Origin of the sequence: Heterorhizobium halophytocola (genome assembly GCF_017873095.1) — a bacterium.
GTDB classification, from domain to species: domain Bacteria; phylum Pseudomonadota; class Alphaproteobacteria; order Rhizobiales; family Rhizobiaceae; genus Allorhizobium; species Allorhizobium halophytocola.
The window spans coordinates 225,567-245,535 of the sequence record NZ_JAGGJU010000010.1 but is presented as its reverse complement, the minus strand read 5'-3'; the positions used below and the strand labels follow the sequence as shown (position 1 = coordinate 245,535).

Genomic DNA, 19,969 nt, shown 5'->3' with positions numbered 1-19,969 from the left:
CATGCCTGTCCCCAATATGAGGGGAGCATGGGCTATGAACAAGAGTGATTTGGTCAAAAAAACGCGAGGAGGGCTGGACTTGGTTAAAGCTCGCGCAAGACCGGGGCTGCGCTCTGGCCCAGTACGCGCCATGTGCCGACAAGGCCGATGGTCACGGTGGTGACGATCGAGATGACAACGGTGGCCACTGCGACGCCGGGCAGGAAATCCGACGGCAACTTCATGATGTGCTGTAGGACATACCAGGCAGCCCCGCCGCCGGCCAGAAGTGCGAAGATTGCCGTGGCCAGTCCGAGCAGCACATATTCGAAGGTGAAGGCGCGCATCAGCGTTCGGCGGGTCGCACCGAGCGTCTTGATGATCACGGCATCATGGGTACGGCCACGATTGCCGGCGGCCAGAGCGCCCGACAGCACCAGTACCGAGGCGACGAGTGCCACGGATGCTGCGGCCCGCAACGCAAATGCCAGCTGGTCGACGAGATGGTTGATCGTATCCAGCGCGTCCTTGACGCGGACGCTGGTGATCGTTGGAAAACGGTTGGTAACGGTCCTGAGCAGCGTGGCGTCGTCCTTGGCTGTCGCATCGGGATTGGAAAGGGTCGCCAACCAAGCATGCGGTGCGCCGGCAAAGGTGTTCGGCGAGAAGACCATGACAAAATTGATCGACAGGCTTTCCCAGTCGACCTTGCGGAAGTTTGCGATGCGCGCCGTGATGTTGCGGCCGAGCACATTGACGGTCACGCTGTCGCCGATTTTCAGGCCGAGCGCCTTCGCCTCCCGGTCGGAAAAGGAGACGAGCGGCTCGCCCTTGTAGGCGGAATCCCACCATTCGCCGGCGGTCAGGCTGGTGTCTTGCGGCAAGCGGTCGGCATAGGTAATCCCACGGTCGCCGCGCAGCACCCATCGCCCTTCGGACGGCACTTCCATCTTGGCGACATCCTTGTCGTTGAATGCGAGGATCCGGCCGCGCAGCATGGGCACGGCCTCCAGGCTCGCCTTCGGCGCCTGCGCCTTCAGCAGCTGCCGGAAGCCGTCTATCTCGGAGCCCTGGATATCGATGAAGAAGAAATTGGGCGCCTTTTCCGGCAGGTTTGAGGACAGTTGCTGGCGCAGATTGCCATCGATAAGGGCCAGCGAAACCAGGAGTGAGAGCCCAAGCCCCAGTGACAGGACGACCGAGGTGGTGAGTGCGCCCGGGCGATGGATGTTACTTATGGCCAGTCTGAGGGCAGGAAAGTGCACTGTCGGGCTGTGGCGCGCGGCTAGCGTGATGATTGCGGCAACCAGGCGCAGAACCAGGAATACGCCGGCCATGGCGACCATGAACAGGAGCGCCAGGTAACGATCCTGCGATGTCCAGATGGCGAGGGCCGCCAGCACGACAAGGGCGGTCGCCATGGCTGCCAGATAGGGCCAGGATGGCAGGCGCCGTCTTTCGAAGCCGCCTTCGCGCAACAGCGCGGTGGCTGGAATCTCGCGGGCGCGACCGAGCGGCAGGGCTGAAAATGCAGCAGTGGTCAGCAGGCCGAAAAGGGCTGCAAGCACCAGTGCCGCCGGATGAAAGCCGGCCCCCGTCGAGAGGGGCAGGAATTCCGACAGATAGCGCGCCGCGATGATCGGTGCGACAATGCCGAGCAGCAGGCCGAGAGCGATGCCGATCGCGGCGATCAGCATGATCTGGATGCAGTAGACCATGATGACGGCGGTCGACGGGGCGCCGATGCATTTCAATGTCGCGATGACGGTGCGCTTGGAATCGAGAAAGGCGCTGACGGCGTTGGCAACGCCGACACCGCCAACGATCAGCGCGGTTAACCCGACAAGGGTCAGGAACTGCGAGAAACGCTCGACATTTTCGGTCAGGGCAGGCGCGGCGCGGTTGCTGGTGCGGATCGACCAGCCGGCTGCCGGAAATTTGGTCTTCGCCTGGTCCTGGATCGCCTGAAGCGATGGTGCGCCGGGGTTGAGCTTGATGCGGTAGGCATGTTCGACAAGGCTGCCGGTTTTCAGTAGGCCGGTTGCCTTCAGGCCTTCGATCGTGGTCATCAGCCGTGGCGCAAAGCCGAAGCCTTCGGAAAGGGCGTCCGGTTCCTTGTCGAGGGCAGCGGCAATTCTGAAGCGCGCGTCACCCACAAGCAGTTCGGAACCGGGCTTCAGCCCGAGCCGATCCAGAAGCAAAGGTGCGACAAGCGCGGGATAGGGGGAGGAGCCCGTGTCGCTACGCCAGTCGGCTGCAGCCGCGGGATCGGGCTGGGTCTCCACCTTGCCGTAGAGGGGGTATTTGCCATCGACGGCCTTGATCTCGACGAGCGACTGGTCCGAGCCGTCCGGCAGTCGTGCCATCGAGCGCAGATTGATGGTTTCGGATATTTCTCCCAAACCGGCGAGAAAGGCCCGTTCGTCGGTGTTCGCTTCGCGGTTGTTCAATTCGAAACGCAGATCGCCGGCCAACAGGTTCCGGCCCTGCGCCGAGATCGACTGTGTAATGTCAGACGAGACGGAGTTGACCGCGGCGATAGCGCCGGTGCCAAGGGCAATGCAGGCCATGAAGATGTAGAAGCCGCGCAGCCCGCCGCGCATTTCCCGCAGAGCGATGCGCCAGGCAACAGGGAAGAGCCCTATGGCTTGTCTCATGCCGGCATCACTTCCGCCTGACGTGGCGGTCGCTCTTCGCTGCCGTCCAGCATGCCAGATCGCACCTTGATCTGCCGGCTGCAGCGGGCTGCCAGCGCCGGATCATGGGTCACGAGAATCAGCGTCGTCTGCCGCTTGGCCTGCATGGCAAACAGAAGATCGGCCACCTGCCGCCCGGTCTCGCCATCGAGATTGCCGGTTGGCTCGTCGGCGATCAGCACCGTCGGATTGGGCGCCAGCGCGCGGGCGATGGCCACGCGTTGCTGCTCTCCGCCGGACAATTGGCCGGGATAATGGTGCAGGCGCTGACCCAGCCCGACGGCCTCGAGTTCAGCGCGCGCGACGGCGAAGGCATCGTGACGGTTGGCAAGCTCGAGCGGCAAGGCGACGTTTTCCAGCGCCGTCATGTTGCCGATCAGATGGAAGGATTGAAAGACGATACCGATATTGCGGCCGCGGAAATCGGCCAGTGCATCTTCCTTCAGGGTATGGAGTGCCTCGCCATTGACGAAGATTTCGCCGCTGTCGAGCCTTTCCAGCCCGGCAAGGACCATCAGTAATGTCGATTTCCCCGATCCTGAGGGGCCGACGATACCGACCGCTTCTCCGGCATCCACCTTGAGATCGATGCCTTTCAGCACGTGAACGGCTGCTGCGGCGCTTCCAAGGGTCAGGTCTGCCCTGCGAAGTTCGATGACGGTTTTTCTCACGCGTGGTCGTCCTATATGTAAGCCATGCCGCAAGGGGGCGACGCCTCGGTTCACACAAATCTAGGGATAGACCAATGATTTTTAAAGCAGTGCTCGGTCAAATCTGCGTTTGCGCTGTTTTACTCGGTGCAACCTTGCCGGCAAGCGGCGCTGCAGCCGCGACGGTGAAGCTCGTCGGTTTCGGCGACAGCCTGATGGCGGGTTATCAGCTGGCTCCGGATGAGGGGCTGCCGCAGCAGCTGCAGGCGAAGCTGCGCGACGCGGGGCAGGATATCGAGATCGCCAATGCCGGCGTCTCCGGCGATACCACGGCCGATGGGCTGGCACGGCTCGACTGGTCGGTGCCGGACGGGACGGACGGCGTGATCCTCGAGCTTGGCGCCAACGATGCCTTGCGCGGTCTTTCGCCTGAACAGACCGAGAAAAACCTGGAGGCGATGATCACGCGGCTCAAGGAACGCAGGATCGCCATCTATCTGGTCGGCATGCTAGCACCGCCGAACATGGGGGCCGACTACGAAAAGCGCTTCAACGAGATCTATCCGCGGCTGGCCAAGTCCCACGACCTGCCGCTTTATCCGTTCGTCCTCGACGGCGTGGTCACCCATGCCGCGCTGCAACTCTCCGACGGGATGCATCCGAACGCCAAGGGGGTCGCCGTCATGGTCGAGCGTATGCTGCCTTCCCTGGATAAGTTCCTGGGTACGATTTCCAAGGAGTCGAATTAAGTCCTTGCAGCAAATGGCTTTGCGTGATTCGCTGTAGGTGTCGTTCTGAGATTCGGGGAGGCTCGCATGCCGAGACTTTTTGTCGCTCTCGAAATTCCGCGTCATGCGGCCTTAAGCCTCTCCTTGCTGAGAGGTGGTCTTCCCGGGGCCCGCTGGATCGATGTGGAGAACTATCACATCACCCTACGTTTTATCGGGGATGTCGACGGCCGTACCGCAGACGAAATCGTCTACCGGCTGGATCGCGTCGACCGGCCCGAATTCGAAATCGCGTTGAACGGGGTCGGTTCCTTCGGGTCGAAGAAGCCGCATTCGGTCTGGGCAGGTGTGACGCCGGCGCCGGAAATGTTTGCCCTGCAGGGCGAAATCGAGCGGATCTGCCAGCGCCTCGGCCTTGCCGCCGATCCCCGGAAATTCTCGCCGCACGTCACGCTGGCGCGGACGAAGGGCAGCCGGGTCGATGACGTGGTCCACTATCTTGCGGGACGCGGAAACTTCCACACCGCCTCGTTCACCGTGCCCCGCTTCGTCCTCTTGTCGTCGCGGGAATCCGTCGGCGGCGGCCCTTACCTCACCGAAGAAGCCTTTCCGCTTTACGAGCGCGTCGGTTCCGACAGTTTTTCGAGCAGTGACTGGCAGGCCGAGAAGAGCATCTTGTAGACCGCTTCGAAGTCCTGATCCGGGCCGTAATAGGGATCGGGAACGTCGAGCGCCCGGCCCGTGGCGAATGCCATGAAGGAATGGATCTCCGCTCCGGTTCGGGCTGGTGCACGGGCGCGGATGCCGGCAAGATTGTCATGATCCATTGCCAGGATCAGGGAGAAGCGGTCGAAATCCGACGGTTCCAGCTGCCGGGCCCGGAAGTCGGCGATATCGAGGCCATGGCGGGCTGCGGTTGCAATCGATCGGGGATCCGGCGGATGTCCGACATGCCAGCGGCCGAGGCCGACCGAATCGGATGGCAGTTGTTCACCAAGGCCGGCTCCATCGGCGAGCGATTTGAATATGCCTTCCGCCAGTGGCGACCGGCAGATATTGCCCAAGCAGACGAAGAGGATGGGACGCGTCGTCATTGCTGCACCTGATCGAGAGGAGTGGTTGGCTTGCCATACGAAGCGATGGACCCAGAGGCAATTCAAAAAGCCCTGGCAGACTTTCCCGATTGGTGCCTCGAACCGGATGGGACGGCGATCGCGCGCAATTTCAAGTTTGCCGATTTCCGCGTTGCCTTCGCCTTCATGACGGAGTGCGCCCTGATGGCGGAAAAACTGGATCATCATCCGGAATGGTCGAATGTCTACGCACGCGTCGAGGTCAGGCTCACCACCCATAGTGCCAGGGGGGTGACGGAACTGGACTTCAAGCTTGCCGCGGCGATGGACAAGGCGGCAGAACGCCGACATTGAAAGCCCGCAGTTTTGTCCCATATCGGATCAATAATGTTGCGGAGACAGCGATATGGACGATGTGAAGATCGGAGAAATCCTGCTGCCTGGGGATGACGGCACGCAATCCCGCCAGGAGACCCAGGTCAGGACCAAGTTCTGGAAGACGCTGAAGCGCGCCATGCGCCAATTGCCCTTCGGCCGGGATGTGGTCGCCGCCTATTATTGCGCGATGGACCCGACAACGCCGACCCGGGTGCGCGGCATTCTGCTGGCAGCGCTTGGCTATTTCGTGCTGCCGTTCGACGCCGTGCCCGACATGCTCGCGTTCATCGGCTTTGGGGATGACCTCGCCGTCCTGACAACGGCGATCACACTGGTCCGGGGGCACATGAAAGCGAGCCATTATGACGCAGCCGATCAGGCGTTGAGTGACAATGATTCGTGATCGCGGCATGCGGGATCGCCTATCGGCCAGCGGGTCAAACTCTTGCCCTAATCCTTCTGTTTGCATGTTTTCGCCTCAATCGAACCGGATCTCCTCGGTGAGACGTTCCAGGCTCGACAAAGCAGGGCAGCGCCCGAATCTTGGGCCGCCACACATTCTTCGTGTTCTAGGTTGACGGTTTGGTAACCAAACTTAAGCTAAGCTGAAGCTGGTTATGATGACGAAATGTCCGACCATCTGAACCCGGAGACACGGAAGCAACCGGCAGGGAAAACATGTTTGTAAGACGTATATTCACCGCACTCGCAGTCGTTCTGGCAAGCGTCACCGTCGCTACGGCGCAGACGCCCACCCGTATCGAACAGTTCCAGGCTTGGGGCGCTTATTCCTACAAGTCGAAGGGCGGCACGGTGTGCTATGTCCTTGCGGTGCCGACGAGCAAGCAGCCCAGCAGCGTCGATCATGGCGACATTTTCTTCATCGTGTCGCAGCGTCCCGGCCAGAACATCTCCTACGAGCCGCAGGCCATGATGGGTTACTCCCTCAAGGAAGGCTCCAAGGTCAATGTCGATGTCGATGGCAAGAACTATGTGATGTTCACCAAGGACAAGGCAGCCTGGGTCGAGAATGCGGCCGAGGAACCGGCGCTGGTAGCCGCCATGAAGGGCGGGCATGCGATGACCGTCAAGGCGACATCGGCGCGCGGCACGGCGACAAGCTACACTTATTCGCTGTCCGGCATTTCGGCGGCCCTGAAGAAGATCGAGAGCTGCAAGTAAGCTCTGCGACTGACGATTCCGAGGCACTGGCCGGACGCGTTCCGGCCGGTGCCTTTTGACGTTTGGGCCGCCGGGGCGTGACGGCGGCCGTTTTTAGTGGTAAAGGCGCGAATGAAAGATCCCGCCGCCGGTTGCCGACCGGCTGGCAGGCAGGATGACATCAGAAATTTGCAAACACGTTTCTGCCCGCTGCAAACCGGCTCGGGCACGGGGTGTTGTTGGAAAGGTGGACGCCATGGTGGCAGCGGATATGGCTATCGCGACAAGGGATCAGGGATTTTCGCCGATGGGCGTCGAACCCGCGCGTGACCTGCCGTCGCTGATCGGGCTCGATCGGGTGCAACTGGGCGAGGCTTTGCGCGAAAAGGGCGTTGCCGAAAAGCAGATCAAGATGCGGGTCAGCCAGATCTGGAACTGGATCTATGTGCGCGGCGTGTCTGATTTCAACGACATGACGAATGTCGCCAAGGACATGCGCGAGATGCTGATGCGGCATTTCACGATTGCCCGGCCGGAAGTGGTCGATGAGCAGGTGTCCAATGACGGGACGCGCAAATGGTTGCTGCGCTTTCCACCACGTGGCGCAGGGCGCCCGGTGGAGATCGAGACCGTCTATATTCCCGAAGAGGGCCGCGGCACCCTTTGTATTTCGAGCCAGGTGGGGTGCACGCTCACCTGTTCCTTCTGTCACACCGGGACCCAGCGCCTGGTGCGCAACCTGACGGCGGAAGAGATCCTGGCGCAGCTTCTGCTGGCGCGCGACCGGCTCGGCGATTTCCCGGATCGCGACGCACCGGTCGGCACGATGATGCCGGCAGAAGGCCGCAAGGTCTCCAACGTCGTGATGATGGGCATGGGGGAACCGCTCTACAATTTCGACAACGTCAAGCAGGCATTGCTGATCGCATCCGACGGCGATGGCCTGTCGCTGTCCAAGCGCCGGATCACGCTGTCGACCTCCGGCGTCGTTCCGGAGATCTTCCGCACCGGCGACGAGATCGGCTGCATGCTGGCGATCTCGCTGCATGCCGTGCGCGACGACCTGCGCGACATGCTGGTGCCGATCAACAAGAAATATCCGCTCAAGGATCTGATGGATGCCTGCCGGAACTATCCCGGCCTTTCCAACGCCCGCCGCATCACCTTCGAATATGTGATGCTGAAGGACGTGAACGACAGCATCGACGATGCGAAGCGTCTGGTGCAACTGCTGAAGGGCGTGCCGGCGAAGATCAACCTGATCCCGTTCAATCCCTGGCCCGGCACCAATTACCAGTGTTCGGAATGGTCGCAGATCGAGAAGTTTGCCGATTTCATCAACCAGGCCGGCTATGCCTCGCCGATCCGCACTCCGCGGGGCCGCGACATCCTCGCCGCCTGCGGTCAGCTGAAGTCGGAATCGGAACGCATGCGCAAGACCGAGCGCATGGCCTTCGAGGCCATGATGATTGCCAATCACGGCGAGGACTGATCCTCGCCGCGGCCTGACGCGATCACGCCTGCCTTATTTGGCGTGGGTGAAGAAGATCTTGACCGCGAAGAGCGAGAAGACGCCGGCAAAGGTATAGTCGATGGCGCGCAGCACCTTGCGGTTGGTCTGCAGCCAGGCCGACATGCCGTCGGCCCCGATGACGATGCCGATGCCGATCGGCAGGGCCACGATCAACGACCAGAATCCGAGAAAGATCAGCTTACCCGTCACATGCGGGTCGGATGCGCTGACGAATTGCGGCAAAAAGGTCATGAAGAAGATGATGACCTTCGGGTTGAGCAGGTTGACCCAGCAGCCGTTGAGGAAGGCGCCGAGTGGTGCGGTGCGGCGGTCGCCCCCGGCCTTGACGGTGAACTTCGAGCCGTAGCGCACCGCTTGGTAGGCGAGCCACAACAGATAGGCGGCACCACCGGTCTTCAGGATGAAGAAGGCTGTCGGCGAGGCCACGATCAGCGCCGAGATGCCGAAGGCCACGAGCAGCGTGTGAACGGTGATGCCGAGCTGCGTGCCGGCCAGCGCCATCATGCCGGTAGCGCGGCCGTCGCGCAGCGAGCGGCTGATCCAGAGCGTCATGTCCGGCCCGGGGGTGATCGCCAGAAGCAGGATGGCAAGCGTGAAGGCGGCAAGTGTCGGCAGGTTCGGCAGGAAATCCATGGCGGGCGGTCCGGGCTCGAGAGGGTTTGCGAAAATCCTCTCTAACGCGTTTGCAGCGCCCTGCCAATCAGCCTCCGTCGTGCTTCAGATAGGCAGCAAACTTGTCCTTGTAGTCGGGGTGCCAGCGTGACAGCGGCGGGCGGTTTTCGACGATATCGCCGATCGCCCACTGCATGCGCAGTTCGTCGGTCCGTCTGTCGACATCATTGTCGGGGCAGAGAATGTAGAAGTCGCCCTCCCTGAGGCTCGCCATCATGAAGGCAACCGTCTGCTGCGGTGTCCAGGCGGCATCCGGCTTTTCCTTGCGGTCGCCCGCCGTCAGTCCGGTAAAGACGAAACCCGGGATCAGCAGGTGGGCGGAAACCTTGCAATCCGGCGTGTTGCGCAGTTCGTGCTCCAGAGCCTCGGTCAAGGCTTTGACGCCGGCCTTGGCGACATTGTAGGCGGGATCGCCCGGCGGCGTGGTGATGCCCTGCTTGGAGCCGGTGTTGACGATCATGGCCGGTTCGCCATGGGCGATCATGTCGGGACCGAACAGGCGCGAGCCGTTGATGATCCCGAGCAGGTTGACCGCCAGCACCTGGTCCCAGTTTTCCGTCGGTCCGAACAGGCTGCTGCCCGGCTGGATGCCGGCATTGTTCATCAGGAAATGGACCGGACCGAACTCGGCCTTGACGCGCTGCTTCAGGTTCTCGATCGAGGCAGGGTCCCCGACATCGGTGGCGATCGTCACCACCCTGGCACCGGCCGCTGCCTTGGTGCCGAGCGAGACGGCCGCATTGTCCAAACGCTCCCCGGCCAGATCGGCGATCACGACATTCATGCCGGCATCGGCGCAGGCTTCGGCCGCGGCATAGCCGATGCCGGATGCACCGCCGGTGATGACGGCAAGCTTGCCCGGATGAAAGATCTCTTGCGCTCGGCTCATGGCTGTCTCCTCTGCAGCGTCCCCGCAACAGATAGGGAGCCCGACGGTCACCGTCAAACGGCCATATGGCAGGGCAATCGAGCCGGGCTGCGCAAGGCCCCCGCACAATTCGGCCTGTGGCCTTGCGTGCTGCGGCAAACTGGCTAAAAGTGCGCGCCATTCACCTATCCAGCGGGTCTAACGGCCCGAAAATCGACGCGAACGGACATGACAATGGCCCCCATCAAAGACGTCAAGAAAGTCGTGCTTGCCTATTCCGGCGGCCTCGACACCTCGATCATCCTGAAATGGCTGCAGACCGAACTCGGCGCTGAAGTCGTGACCTTCACGGCCGATCTCGGCCAGGGCGAGGAACTCGAGCCGGCCCGCAAGAAGGCCGAGATGCTGGGGATCAAGGAGATCTTCATCGAGGATGTCCGGGAGGAATTCGTCCGCGACTTCGTCTTCCCGATGTTCCGTGCCAATGCCGTCTATGAGGGCGTATACCTGCTCGGCACCTCGATCGCCCGCCCGCTGATCTCCAAGCACCTGATCGAGATCGCCAGGAAGACCGGTGCCGATGCGATCGCCCATGGCGCCACCGGCAAGGGCAATGACCAGGTCCGCTTCGAGCTCTCGGCCTATGCGTTGAATCCGGACATCAAGATCATCGCCCCCTGGCGCGACTGGACCTTCAAGAGCCGCACGGACCTTCTGGAATTTGCCGAGCAGAACCAGATCCCGGTCGCCAAGGACAAGAAGGGCGAGGCGCCGTTCTCGGTCGATGCAAACCTGCTGCACTCCTCGTCCGAGGGCAAGGTTCTGGAAGATCCGAGCCAGGAAGCCCCCGAATACGTGCATATGCGCACGATCTCGCCGGAGGCCGCGCCCGACAAGGCGACCGTGATCAAGATCGGCTTCGAAAAGGGCGATGCCGTCTCGATCAACGGCGAGCGCCTTTCGCCGGCAACGCTTCTCGCCAAGCTCAACGATTACGGCCGCGACAACGGCATCGGCCGCCTCGACCTCGTTGAAAACCGCTTTGTCGGCATGAAGAGCCGCGGCGTCTACGAGACCCCCGGCGGCACGATCCTGCTGGCGGCTCACCGTGCGATCGAGAGCATCACGCTCGACCGCGGTGCGGCCCATCTCAAGGACGAGCTGATGCCGCGCTATGCGGAGCTCATCTATTACGGCTTCTGGTTCTCGCCGGAGCGCGAGATGCTGCAGGCAGCCATCGATCTCAGCCAGAGACATGTCGAGGGCGAAGTGACGCTGAAGCTCTACAAGGGCAATGTCATGGTCATCGGCCGGGAAAGCGACAAGTCGCTCTATTCCGACAAGCTGGTCACCTTCGAGGACGACCAGGGCGCCTATGACCAGAAGGATGCAGCCGGCTTCATCAAGCTGAACGCGCTACGACTGCGCACCCTCGGCAAGCGCAATCTCGGCTGATTGCAGCTCTGCAACCCGTATTGGAGGCCGTCGTCCTGACAAGGGGCGGCGGCTTTTTTCGTGTGCTCAAGGCCGCGTCAAGGCATTTGCCCGGCCGCGCCGCCATTGCCGGATGAGTCCGGTCCCACTATCTTCCGACCAGATGATTTCAAAAGGCCTTTCGGCCGCATTTCAGGATGGCATCATGGCGCAAGCACACATCAATCCGGCTCTCATCGAATGGAACGGTTCGGACGGGCTTCCGCGCTTCGACGCGATCAAGGACAGCGATTTTGCGCCCGCCTTCGATGCGATGCTGGCAGAGCACGATGCCGAGATCGAGGAGATCGCCAACAACCCAGAGGCGGCGACTTTCGAAAACACCATCGAGGCACTGGAAATCGCCGGCGACGGGCTGTCGCGGGTATCCTCGCTGTTCTGGACGCTTGCCGGCGCCAATACCAACCCGGTGATCCAGTCTCTGGAGCGCGAAATGGCGCCGAAGCTGTCCAGGCATTACTCGAAAATCGGGATGAACATGACGCTGTTTGGCCGGATCGACGCCCTCTGGGAGGCCAGGGATACGCTGGGTCTGACGGTCGAGCAGCAGCGGGTGCTGAAGCGCCATTGGAAGGGTTTCGTCAAATCGGGTGCCAAGCTCGAGCGTGCCGAACAGGAACGGCTGGCAAAGATCAACGAGACGCTGGCCGGACTGGGCGCCAGCTTCGGCCAGAATGTTCTGGCCGACGAGAAATCATGGTCTCTGGGCTTGTCGGAGGACGGTGATCTGGCGGGACTGCCCGACTTCGTGCGCGATGCCATGGCGAGTGCCGCCAGGGAGCGCGGCATGGGCGAGCCTTATGCCGTCACGCTGTCCCGGTCGATCATCGAGCCATTCCTGACCTTTTCGGAGCGCCGGGATCTGCGCGAACAGGCGTTCAGGGCGTGGGTGGCCCGCGGCGAGAACGGCGGTGACACCGACAATCGCGAGATCGTCAAGCAGACCCTGGCTTTGCGAAACGAGAAGGCCGGTCTGCTCGGCTATGACAATTACGCGGCGCTGAAGCTCGACGACACCATGGCGAAAACGCCTGAAGCGGTGAACGGCCTTTTGACCAAGGTCTGGCAGAAGGCGCTCGTGCAGGCCCGCCGGGAAGAGAATGCGCTTGCCGGTCTGGTTGCTGCGGAGGGTCGAAACCATCCGGTCATGCCCTGGGACTGGCGCTATTATGCCGAGAAGATGCGCACCCAGACTTTTGACTTCTCCGAAGCCGAGCTGAAGCCATACCTGCAGCTCGAAAAGATCATCGAGGCTTGCTTCGACGTGGCCGGACGCCTTTTCGGTATCAAGGCGACGCCGCTCGCGGGCGTGACCGGATATCACCCCGATGTCCGTGCCTGGGAAATTCGCGATGCCGCCGGCACACTGGTCGCGGTATTCCTCGGTGACTATTTTGCCCGCGCGTCGAAGCGTTCAGGCGCCTGGATGAGTTCCTTCCAGTCGCAGCACAAGCTGAAACTGAAGAACGGCGCCGAGGGTGAAATTCCGTTCGTCTACAATGTCTGCAACTTCGCCAAGCCGGAAGCAGGCAAGCCGGCGCTGCTGTCTCTGGATGATGCACGCACACTGTTTCACGAATTCGGCCACGCGCTGCACGGCATGCTGTCCAATGTCACCTATCCGTCCGTTGCCGGAACGGGCGTGTCGCGCGACTTCGTCGAACTGCCATCGCAGCTTTACGAGCACTGGCTTACGGTGCCGGAAATCCTGAAGCAGTATGCCGTCCACTACAAGACCGGTGAGCCGATCCCCAAGGCGCTGCTCGACAAGGTGCTGGCAGCCCAGACGTTCAATGCCGGTTTCGCGACCATCGAATTCACCTCCTCGGCCTTGGTCGACATGGCATTTCACACGCGCAATGTCGTGGATGACCCCATGGCGCTGCAGGCCGATCTGCTGGCCGAACTCGGCCTGCCGCAGTCGATCGTCATGCGACACGCGACGCCGCACTTCCAGCACGTCTTTGCAGGCGACGGCTATTCTGCGGGTTATTATTCCTACATGTGGTCGGAAGTGCTCGACGCCGACGCCTTCTCGGCTTTCGAGGAAACCGACGATCCCTTCAATGCGGACGTCGCCCGCAAGCTGAAGGACAACATCTATTCGGCCGGCGGATCGGTCGATCCCGAAGACGCCTATGTGGCTTTCCGCGGTCGCCTGCCGAACGAGGATGCCATGCTGAAGAAGCGTGGACTGGCGGCCTGAGCGGGCCGTCACACAAGCTTAATCTGTCTGTCATCAGACGATTGCGCTGATGACATGAGCCTCTGCTTCGGTGTGGCGGCGGATACCCATCCGCCATATCGAACGAGGAGAGGTTCATGTCACTCAAGCTCAAGGCGCTGTCGCGTCGATCATTTCTGCTGTCTTCCGGTGCGACCAGCCTGGTCGCGGCCTCCGGTCTGCCGCTGCCGTATTATGCCCGCGCCGCGCAGGGGCCGGTCTTTACCCATGGCGTCCAGTCCGGCGATGTCGATGCGTCCTCCGGCATGATCTGGGGCCGCGTCGATCGCCCGTCGCGCATCATGATGGAGTATTCGACCACCGAAAGTTTCGCCAACCCGGTGCGCCTTGCGCCGCTCAACGCGCTGTCCAGCAGCGATTTCACCGTCAAGCGTCTGCTCACCGACCTGCCGGCGGATCAGGAGATCTTCTACCGGTTCAAGGCTGCCGATCTTTCCAATATCAACGAGGTCTCGGAGCCGATCACCGGCCGGTTCCGCACTGCGCCGACCTCGAAGCGGTCGATCCGGTTCGTCTGGTCGGGGGACACGGTCGGGCAGGGCTGGGGCATCGACGAGGTCGGCATGAAGACCTATGCCACCATGGCCAAGCATGAACCGGACTTCTTCCTGCATTCCGGCGACACCATCTATGCCGACGGTCCGATCACCGAAGAGGTCGATCTGAAGGACGGCAAGAAATGGAAGAACATCGTTCTGGTCGACGAGAAGCGCAAAGTGGCCGAGACGCTCGAGGAATATCGCGGTCAGTGGAAGTACAACATGCTCGACAGGAATGTCCGCGAGTTGTCGGCGATCTGTCCGACATTCTACCAGTGGGACGACCACGAAGTGTTGAACAACTGGTCTTCGGGCAAGGATCTGACGGCCGACGATCGCTACAGCGAGAAGTCGATCGCCGTGCTCTCGGCACGCGCCGCCCAGGCTTTCCAGGAGATGACCCCGATCCGCTACACGCCGGCCGAACCGGGCCGCGTCTATCGCAAGATCGCGCATGGTCCGCTCGTCGATGTCTTCTTCCTCGACATGCGCAGCTATCGCGGTCCCAACCATGACGGGATGGAGACCGAGCAGACGGCGCAGTCGCGGATCCTCGGCGAGCAGCAGGTTGCCTGGCTGAAGCGCGAGCTTGCCAATTCCAAGGCCGTCTGGAAGGTGATTGCGGCCGACATGCCGCTCAGCCTCATCGTCTGGGACGACTACAAGAATGCCAAGGGGACGGAAGCCGTTGCCCAGGGTGACAATGGTTCGCCGAAAGGCCGCGAACTGGAGATCGCCGACCTGCTGCGGTTCATCAAGACGGCTGGAATCGTCAATACCGTCTGGCTGACGGCGGATGTGCATTACACGGCTGCCCATTACTACAACCCGGAAAAGGCCAAGTTCCAGGATTTCGAGCCTTTCTGGGAATTCGTCTCCGGGCCGCTGCATGCCGGGACCTTCGGGCCGAACGATCTGGACCAGACATTCGGGCCGGAACTGAAGTTCATCAAGGCGCCAAGCGCCGAGCAGGGGCAGAACCTGCCGCCCTCGGAAGGCTTCCAGTTCTTTGGAATCGTTGACGTGGATGGCCAGACGGAGCAGTTGACCGTTCGCCTGATGGACCGTGACGACAACGAACTCTACAAGGTCGCGCTGGATCCCGTGCACAGCGCCTGATCAAGGGTCGGGGTGGAGAAGGCTGCGGCTTTTCCACCCCTCTCACCGTTATCCATATTGCATGGGGATCGGGTCGAAAACGCTTTACCCCTTTCGCAGTCGCGAAAAAAAAGCTATGGGGGCGGCAAAGTAACAGGCGCCGTACTCCCAAGTTGCGCCCCAGCCATCAGAGAAATCAGACATGAACCTTCGCAATATCGCGATTATTGCGCACGTTGACCATGGCAAGACCACACTGGTTGACGAGCTCCTGAAACAGTCGGGTTCCTTCCGCGAAAACCAGCGCGTTAATGAACGCGTCATGGATTCCAACGATCTGGAAAAGGAACGCGGCATTACCATTCTCGCCAAGGCGACCTCGGTCGAGTGGAAGGGACATCGCGTCAACATCGTCGATACCCCCGGCCACGCCGACTTTGGCGGCGAAGTCGAGCGCATCCTGTCGATGGTGGACGGCGCGATCGTTCTGGTCGACTCGTCCGAAGGCCCGATGCCGCAGACCAAGTTCGTCGTCGGCAAGGCGCTGAAGGTCGGTCTTCGCCCGATCGTCGCGATCAACAAAATCGACCGTCCCGATGGCCGTCATGAAGAAGTGATCAACGAAGTCTTCGACCTCTTTGCCAATCTCGACGCCTCCGACGAACAGCTCGATTTTCCGATCCTCTACGGTTCGGGCCGCGATGGCTGGATGAACGTCAATCCGGAAGGTCCGAAGGATGAGGGTCTCGGCCCGCTGCTCGACCTGGTGCTGAAGCATGTCCCGGCGCCGAGCGTCGGCGACGAGGACGGCGCATTCCGCATGATCGGTACGCTGCTCGAAGCCGACCCCTTCCTCGGCCGTATCATCACCGGCCGCATCCACTCCGGTTCGATCAAGCCGAACCAGGCCGTGAAGGTTCTCGGCCAGGACGGCAAGGTCATCGAAACCGGCCGTATCTCCAAGATCCTCGCATTCCGCGGCATCGAGCGCACGTCGATCGACGAGGCCCATGCAGGCGACATCGTTGCCATTGCCGGCCTGTCGAAGGGCACCGTTGCCGACACCTTCTGCGATCCGTCCGTCACCCAGGCGCTGACCGCTCAGCCGATCGACCCGCCGACCGTCACCATGTCCTTCATCGTCAACGATAGCCCGCTTGCCGGCACCGAAGGCGACAAGGTCACCAGCCGCGTCATCCGCGACCGCCTGTTCAAGGAGGCCGAAGGCAATGTCGCTCTGAAGATCGAGGAAGCCGAAGGCAAGGATTCGTTCTACGTATCCGGTCGTGGCGAACTGCAGCTCGCCGTCCTCATCGAGACCATGCGCCGCGAAGGCTTCGAGCTCGCCGTGTCGCGTCCCCGCGTCGTCATGCACAAGGACGAGGCGACCGGCCAGCTGATGGAGCCGATCGAGGAAGTCGTCATCGACGTCGATGACGAGCATTCCGGTGTCGTCGTCCAGAAGATGTCGGAGCGCAAGGCCGAGATGCTCGAGCTTCGTCCGTCGGGCGGCAATCGCGTGCGACTGGTGTTCCATGCGCCGACCCGCGGCCTGATCGGCTACCAGTCGGAACTTCTGACCGACACCCGCGGCACGGCGATCATGAACCGCCTGTTCCACGACTATCAGCCCTTCAAGGGCACGATCGCCGGCCGTTCGAACGGCGTGCTGCTGTCGAACGCTTCCGGTGAAGCGGTGGCCTACGCCATGTTCAACCTGGAAGACCGCGGTCCGATGATCATCGAGCCGGGCGAAAAGGTCTATGCGGGCATGATCATCGGCATCCATTCCCGAGACAACGACCTCGAGGTCAACGTGTTGAAGGGCAAGCAGCTGACCAACATCCGTTCGGCCGGCAAGGACGAAGCGGTCAAGCTGACCCCGCCGATCCGCATGACTCTCGACCGTGCGCTCTCCTGGATCCAGGACGACGAACTGATGGAAGTCACGCCGAAGTCGATCCGTCTGCGCAAGCTCTATCTGGATGCGAACGACCGCAAGCGCTTTGAAAAGTCGCGCGCCGCTCAGGGCTGATACTCGGTCCATTGCTGGAATTTGCTGGAGCCCCCTTGTGGGGCTCTTTGCATTTCATGTGCAACCTCTGCCCTTCGACTTGCCGCATCGGCAAAAACGGCTAAGATTCGTCTCGTCGTCCAGATGAAAAGTCTGTGGGCGGAGCCGGCGCGTTTTCTTTTCGTTATGGCTTCACCCCCGCAGCGGGACCAGAGTAGCGTTATGAAAACGTTGTCGATCGATGTGCGGCCTGCCGACAGTCAGGATGCATTGGCCATATCCGAAACGCACAGGCTTGCCTGGCAGAATGCCTATGCCGGATTGATCCCGCATCGGGCTCTGACCGCAATGATCGAGCGGCGTGGCCGGGGATGGTGGAGCAAGGCCATTCGCGGACCGGCAACCGTTCTGGTGGCCGATGTTGCAGGGACCATTGCCGGCTATGCCACGGTCGGGCTGAACAGGGCCAATGCCCTGCCGGTCGAAGGCGAAGTCTATGAACTCTACATGCGCCCCGAATACCAGGGCATCGGTCTCGGCCATATGCTGTTCGGCGAGGCACGGCGCCTGCTCAAATCGCTGAAATGCAACGGCATGGTCGTCTGGTGCCTGGAAGACAGCGAAAATGCCACGCGCTTCTTTCGCTCCAACGGCGGGGTCGATGCGGTCGAGGGCATCGAGGACTTCGATCACGTACGCCTGAAGAAGCTCGGCTTCATCTTCAAATAGACCGCTACGGCACATCGCGATCTTCCAGCCTCGCTTCGGGGTTTGAGGGCCTTGCTCATGCACGGATCCTCTTCCCGAAACCGCGGCCCCTTTCGGGAGACGTGCTCTAATTCCCGGACAAATTCGTCGGCGGGCTGTGGATCGGGTCGCCGGACGCGAGACCTTTTTCGCCGTGCCAGGATGCTTGCGTCACGCCGCAGGCGAAATCGGTGGCAGCCTCGTCGGCGACCTGCCGCGCGAGCATGTTGCCCTGATCGTTCTGCAGGGCATCGACATAGCCGATGACACACCCGGTGCCGTCCTGCTCCTGCGCGACCTTGGAGATGACCAGCACCTGCCCGAGAGAAGCGGAGGTGTCATCGCCCGGCTCGTTCTCGATCATCCAGCGCAGAATAGCGGCCAGAGGCCTGCCCTCCCTGTCGAGCCGCCACTCGACCTCGCTGCCGACATAGTTGAACTGGCTGAAGGACTCGAATCCGCCCTGAACGAGGTCCAGGCGTGCTAGACCGAAAAGCGCACTCTGGCGCAGATCGCCGTCCGTGACATAGACGGGATAGTTCCGATATCCCGGACATTCGAAAATGGCCCCGAGTTCCTTCTCGGTGATGACCGTGCACTGGCTGAGGGTCAGTTCGGTGAAGGTGCTCTCATTGGCCTGCGCTGCTCCAGGGCGCAGGACGAGCAAGGCAAAGATCAAAGCCAGCGCCATCGACAGCACCGTGCGTCGGATCGCCAATCCCGCCATATCCCTCTCCTTCTGATCGATTGCAGTCTAGCTGTCACAATCGGGCTTTGCAAAGTATCTGCGCAGGTACGAATGCGGACCCCCTCTCAATGGCTTGTTGCATCGCGAAGGGATTCCCATTATCGAGACCGGTAAATCATAATCCATTCATGAGGAATGAAATGCGCATTGATGCAATCGCCATCGGCAAGAACCCGCCGGAAGACATCAACGTCATCGTCGAAGTTCCGGTCGGTGGTCATCCCATCAAGTATGAGATGGACAAGGATGCCGGGACGCTCGTCGTCGATCGTTTCCTCTATACGCCGATGACCTATCCGGGCAATTACGGCTTCGTTCCGCATACGCTTTGCGAAGATGGCGATCCGCTGGATGTCCTGATCTGCAACACGCGCCCGCTGGTGCCGGGTTGTGTCATCAATGTCCGCCCGATCGGCGTGATGATGATGGAAGACGACGGCGGCAAGGACGAGAAGATCCTGGCCGTGCCGGTGCCGAAGCTGACGCGCCGCTATGACAAGATCAACAACTATACCGATCTGCCGGAAATTACCCTGAAGCAGATCCAGCACTTCTTCGAGCATTACAAGGATCTGGAGCCCGGCAAGTGGGTGAAGATCGGCGACTGGCAGGACGTGGACGTCGCCAAGCAGATGATCCTGGCCTCCATCGAACGCGAAAAGAACGCCAAGTAACATCTACTGCTTGAAGAACGGCTCCAGCCTTTTGATCAAATCCTCCGGATCGCCGTCGATCCGGAGGATTTTCTGTCTGGAGGTATCGCCGGAGATCAGGCTGATACCGGATTTTGCTGTTTTCAGCGATTTGGCGAGAAGCGCGATCAGCGCCTTGTTCGCCTTGCCCTTTTCGGGCGCCGCGGCGACGCGCACCTTGAGATGGGTTTCGCCGGCGGCGTTCACCTCCGTGCCATCGATCCGGTCCGCCCCGCCACCCGGCGTCAGGCGAACCGACAGCCGCAGATGATCATCGCCGGCCGTGTAAGGCCGGATCAAAGGACGGCGGGGACGATCGTGGTCCAGAGCAGCTGGCGAATGAAGAAGATGATCAGAAGCACGATGATCGGCGAGATATCGATGCCGCCGAGGTCGGGAAGGACACGCCGAATCGGGCGCAGAACCGGTTCCGTCACGTTGAAGAAGAATTGGCCGAGCGAGTAGACGAAGCGATTGCCCGAATTGATGACGTTGAATGCATAGAGCCAGGAAAAGATCGCGCTTGCGATCAGGATCCAGGTGTAAAGCTGAAGGGCCAAATCAATCGTCCGAAACAACGCTAGCATATCGATCTCCGTTTCCGTGTTGACAGTGATGTAGACATTGGGGACTAAAGGGGCAAGTGGCGCGAT

General features: G+C 61.2%; 20 protein-coding genes. 12 read left to right on the top strand and 8 right to left on the bottom strand.

Annotated features, from left to right (window positions below; genetic code table 11):
* Window positions 1-83: 83 nt before the first annotated feature.
* Complete coding sequence (locus J2Z17_RS18520) at window positions 84-2,636, bottom strand: ABC transporter permease (RefSeq protein WP_209947120.1); 2,553 nt, start codon at window positions 2,634-2,636, stop codon at window positions 84-86.
* Entirely contained in the window at window positions 2,633-3,346 is a 714-nt protein-coding gene (locus J2Z17_RS18515) for an ABC transporter ATP-binding protein (protein WP_209947119.1), read from the bottom strand. The genes J2Z17_RS18520 and J2Z17_RS18515 overlap by 4 nt, the downstream gene beginning before the upstream one ends.
* A 74-nt stretch (window positions 3,347-3,420) precedes the next feature.
* Between J2Z17_RS18515 and J2Z17_RS18510 the strand changes: the two genes are divergently transcribed.
* A complete protein-coding gene (locus tag J2Z17_RS18510; protein WP_209947118.1) occupies window positions 3,421-4,074 on the top strand; it encodes an arylesterase in 654 nt (217 codons plus the stop codon).
* Window positions 4,075-4,140: 66 nt separating this feature from the next.
* Window positions 4,141-4,734: an RNA 2',3'-cyclic phosphodiesterase gene (gene thpR / locus J2Z17_RS18505; RefSeq protein WP_209947117.1), complete on the top strand. Its 594-nt coding sequence runs from the start codon at window positions 4,141-4,143 to the stop codon at window positions 4,732-4,734.
* Here thpR and J2Z17_RS18500 read toward each other — a convergent pair.
* On the bottom strand, window positions 4,668-5,147 hold the full coding sequence (locus J2Z17_RS18500; RefSeq protein ID WP_209947116.1) for a low molecular weight protein-tyrosine-phosphatase: 480 nt from the start codon (window positions 5,145-5,147) through the stop codon (window positions 4,668-4,670). The two genes, thpR and J2Z17_RS18500, sit on opposite strands and share 67 nt — an antisense overlap.
* Before the next feature lie 30 nt (window positions 5,148-5,177).
* Here J2Z17_RS18500 and J2Z17_RS18495 point away from each other — a divergent pair, with 30 nt between their 5' ends.
* The 4 genes from J2Z17_RS18495 (at window position 5,178) to rlmN (ending at window position 8,157) form a co-directional block, all read left to right on the top strand.
* Window positions 5,178-5,480 carry a 4a-hydroxytetrahydrobiopterin dehydratase gene (locus J2Z17_RS18495; protein WP_209947115.1) on the top strand — a complete coding sequence of 101 codons (303 nt, stop codon included), beginning with the start codon at window positions 5,178-5,180 and terminating at the stop codon, window positions 5,478-5,480.
* Between the two features lie 52 nt (window positions 5,481-5,532).
* Window positions 5,533-5,907: a YkvA family protein gene (locus J2Z17_RS18490; protein WP_209947114.1), complete on the top strand. Its 375-nt coding sequence runs from the start codon at window positions 5,533-5,535 to the stop codon at window positions 5,905-5,907.
* 275 nt (window positions 5,908-6,182) lie between these two features.
* Entirely contained in the window at window positions 6,183-6,686 is a 504-nt protein-coding gene (locus J2Z17_RS18485; protein WP_209947113.1) for an invasion associated locus B family protein, read from the top strand.
* A 286-nt stretch (window positions 6,687-6,972) separates the two neighbouring features.
* Window positions 6,973-8,157 (top strand): dual-specificity RNA methyltransferase RlmN, encoded by a 1,185-nt coding sequence (rlmN, locus tag J2Z17_RS18480; RefSeq protein ID WP_245224201.1) that lies wholly within the window; start codon window positions 6,973-6,975, stop codon window positions 8,155-8,157.
* A gap of 33 nt (window positions 8,158-8,190) precedes the next feature.
* On the opposite strand, the gene J2Z17_RS18475 is transcribed toward rlmN, so the two are convergent.
* Complete coding sequence (locus J2Z17_RS18475) at window positions 8,191-8,832, bottom strand: LysE family translocator (protein WP_209947112.1); 642 nt, start codon at window positions 8,830-8,832, stop codon at window positions 8,191-8,193.
* A gap of 67 nt (window positions 8,833-8,899) precedes the next feature.
* Complete coding sequence (locus J2Z17_RS18470) at window positions 8,900-9,760, bottom strand: SDR family NAD(P)-dependent oxidoreductase (protein WP_209947111.1); 861 nt, start codon at window positions 9,758-9,760, stop codon at window positions 8,900-8,902.
* Between the two features lie 213 nt (window positions 9,761-9,973).
* Between J2Z17_RS18470 and J2Z17_RS18465 the strand changes: the two genes are divergently transcribed.
* The 5 genes from J2Z17_RS18465 (at window position 9,974) to J2Z17_RS18445 (ending at window position 17,858) form a co-directional block, all read left to right on the top strand.
* Window positions 9,974-11,194 carry an argininosuccinate synthase gene (locus J2Z17_RS18465; protein ID WP_209947110.1) on the top strand — a complete coding sequence of 407 codons (1,221 nt, stop codon included), beginning with the start codon at window positions 9,974-9,976 and terminating at the stop codon, window positions 11,192-11,194.
* Window positions 11,195-11,378: 184 nt separating this feature from the next.
* Window positions 11,379-13,439, top strand: a complete 2,061-nt coding sequence (locus tag J2Z17_RS18460) for a M3 family metallopeptidase (RefSeq protein WP_245224200.1) — start codon at window positions 11,379-11,381, stop codon at window positions 13,437-13,439.
* Window positions 13,440-13,555: 116 nt separating this feature from the next.
* Complete coding sequence (locus J2Z17_RS18455; protein WP_209947109.1) at window positions 13,556-15,136, top strand: alkaline phosphatase D family protein; 1,581 nt, start codon at window positions 13,556-13,558, stop codon at window positions 15,134-15,136.
* Between the two features lie 181 nt (window positions 15,137-15,317).
* Window positions 15,318-17,150 (top strand): translational GTPase TypA, encoded by a 1,833-nt coding sequence (gene typA / locus J2Z17_RS18450; protein WP_209947108.1) that lies wholly within the window; start codon window positions 15,318-15,320, stop codon window positions 17,148-17,150.
* 201 nt (window positions 17,151-17,351) lie between these two features.
* Complete coding sequence (locus J2Z17_RS18445; protein ID WP_209947107.1) at window positions 17,352-17,858, top strand: GNAT family N-acetyltransferase; 507 nt, start codon at window positions 17,352-17,354, stop codon at window positions 17,856-17,858.
* A gap of 106 nt (window positions 17,859-17,964) precedes the next feature.
* On the opposite strand, the gene J2Z17_RS18440 is transcribed toward J2Z17_RS18445, so the two are convergent.
* Window positions 17,965-18,603 carry a hypothetical protein gene (locus J2Z17_RS18440; RefSeq protein ID WP_245224199.1) on the bottom strand — a complete coding sequence of 213 codons (639 nt, stop codon included), beginning with the start codon at window positions 18,601-18,603 and terminating at the stop codon, window positions 17,965-17,967.
* 161 nt (window positions 18,604-18,764) lie between these two features.
* Between J2Z17_RS18440 and ppa the strand changes: the two genes are divergently transcribed.
* Window positions 18,765-19,298 carry an inorganic diphosphatase gene (gene ppa / locus J2Z17_RS18435; protein WP_209947106.1) on the top strand — a complete coding sequence of 178 codons (534 nt, stop codon included), beginning with the start codon at window positions 18,765-18,767 and terminating at the stop codon, window positions 19,296-19,298.
* 3 nt (window positions 19,299-19,301) lie between these two features.
* On the opposite strand, the gene J2Z17_RS18430 is transcribed toward ppa, so the two are convergent.
* Window positions 19,302-19,616: a DUF167 domain-containing protein gene (locus J2Z17_RS18430; protein WP_209947105.1), complete on the bottom strand. Its 315-nt coding sequence runs from the start codon at window positions 19,614-19,616 to the stop codon at window positions 19,302-19,304.
* Entirely contained in the window at window positions 19,613-19,933 is a 321-nt protein-coding gene (locus J2Z17_RS18425; RefSeq protein ID WP_377300149.1) for a YggT family protein, read from the bottom strand. Before J2Z17_RS18425 ends, J2Z17_RS18430 begins: the two co-directional genes overlap by 4 nt.
* Window positions 19,934-19,969: the final 36 nt, after the last annotated feature.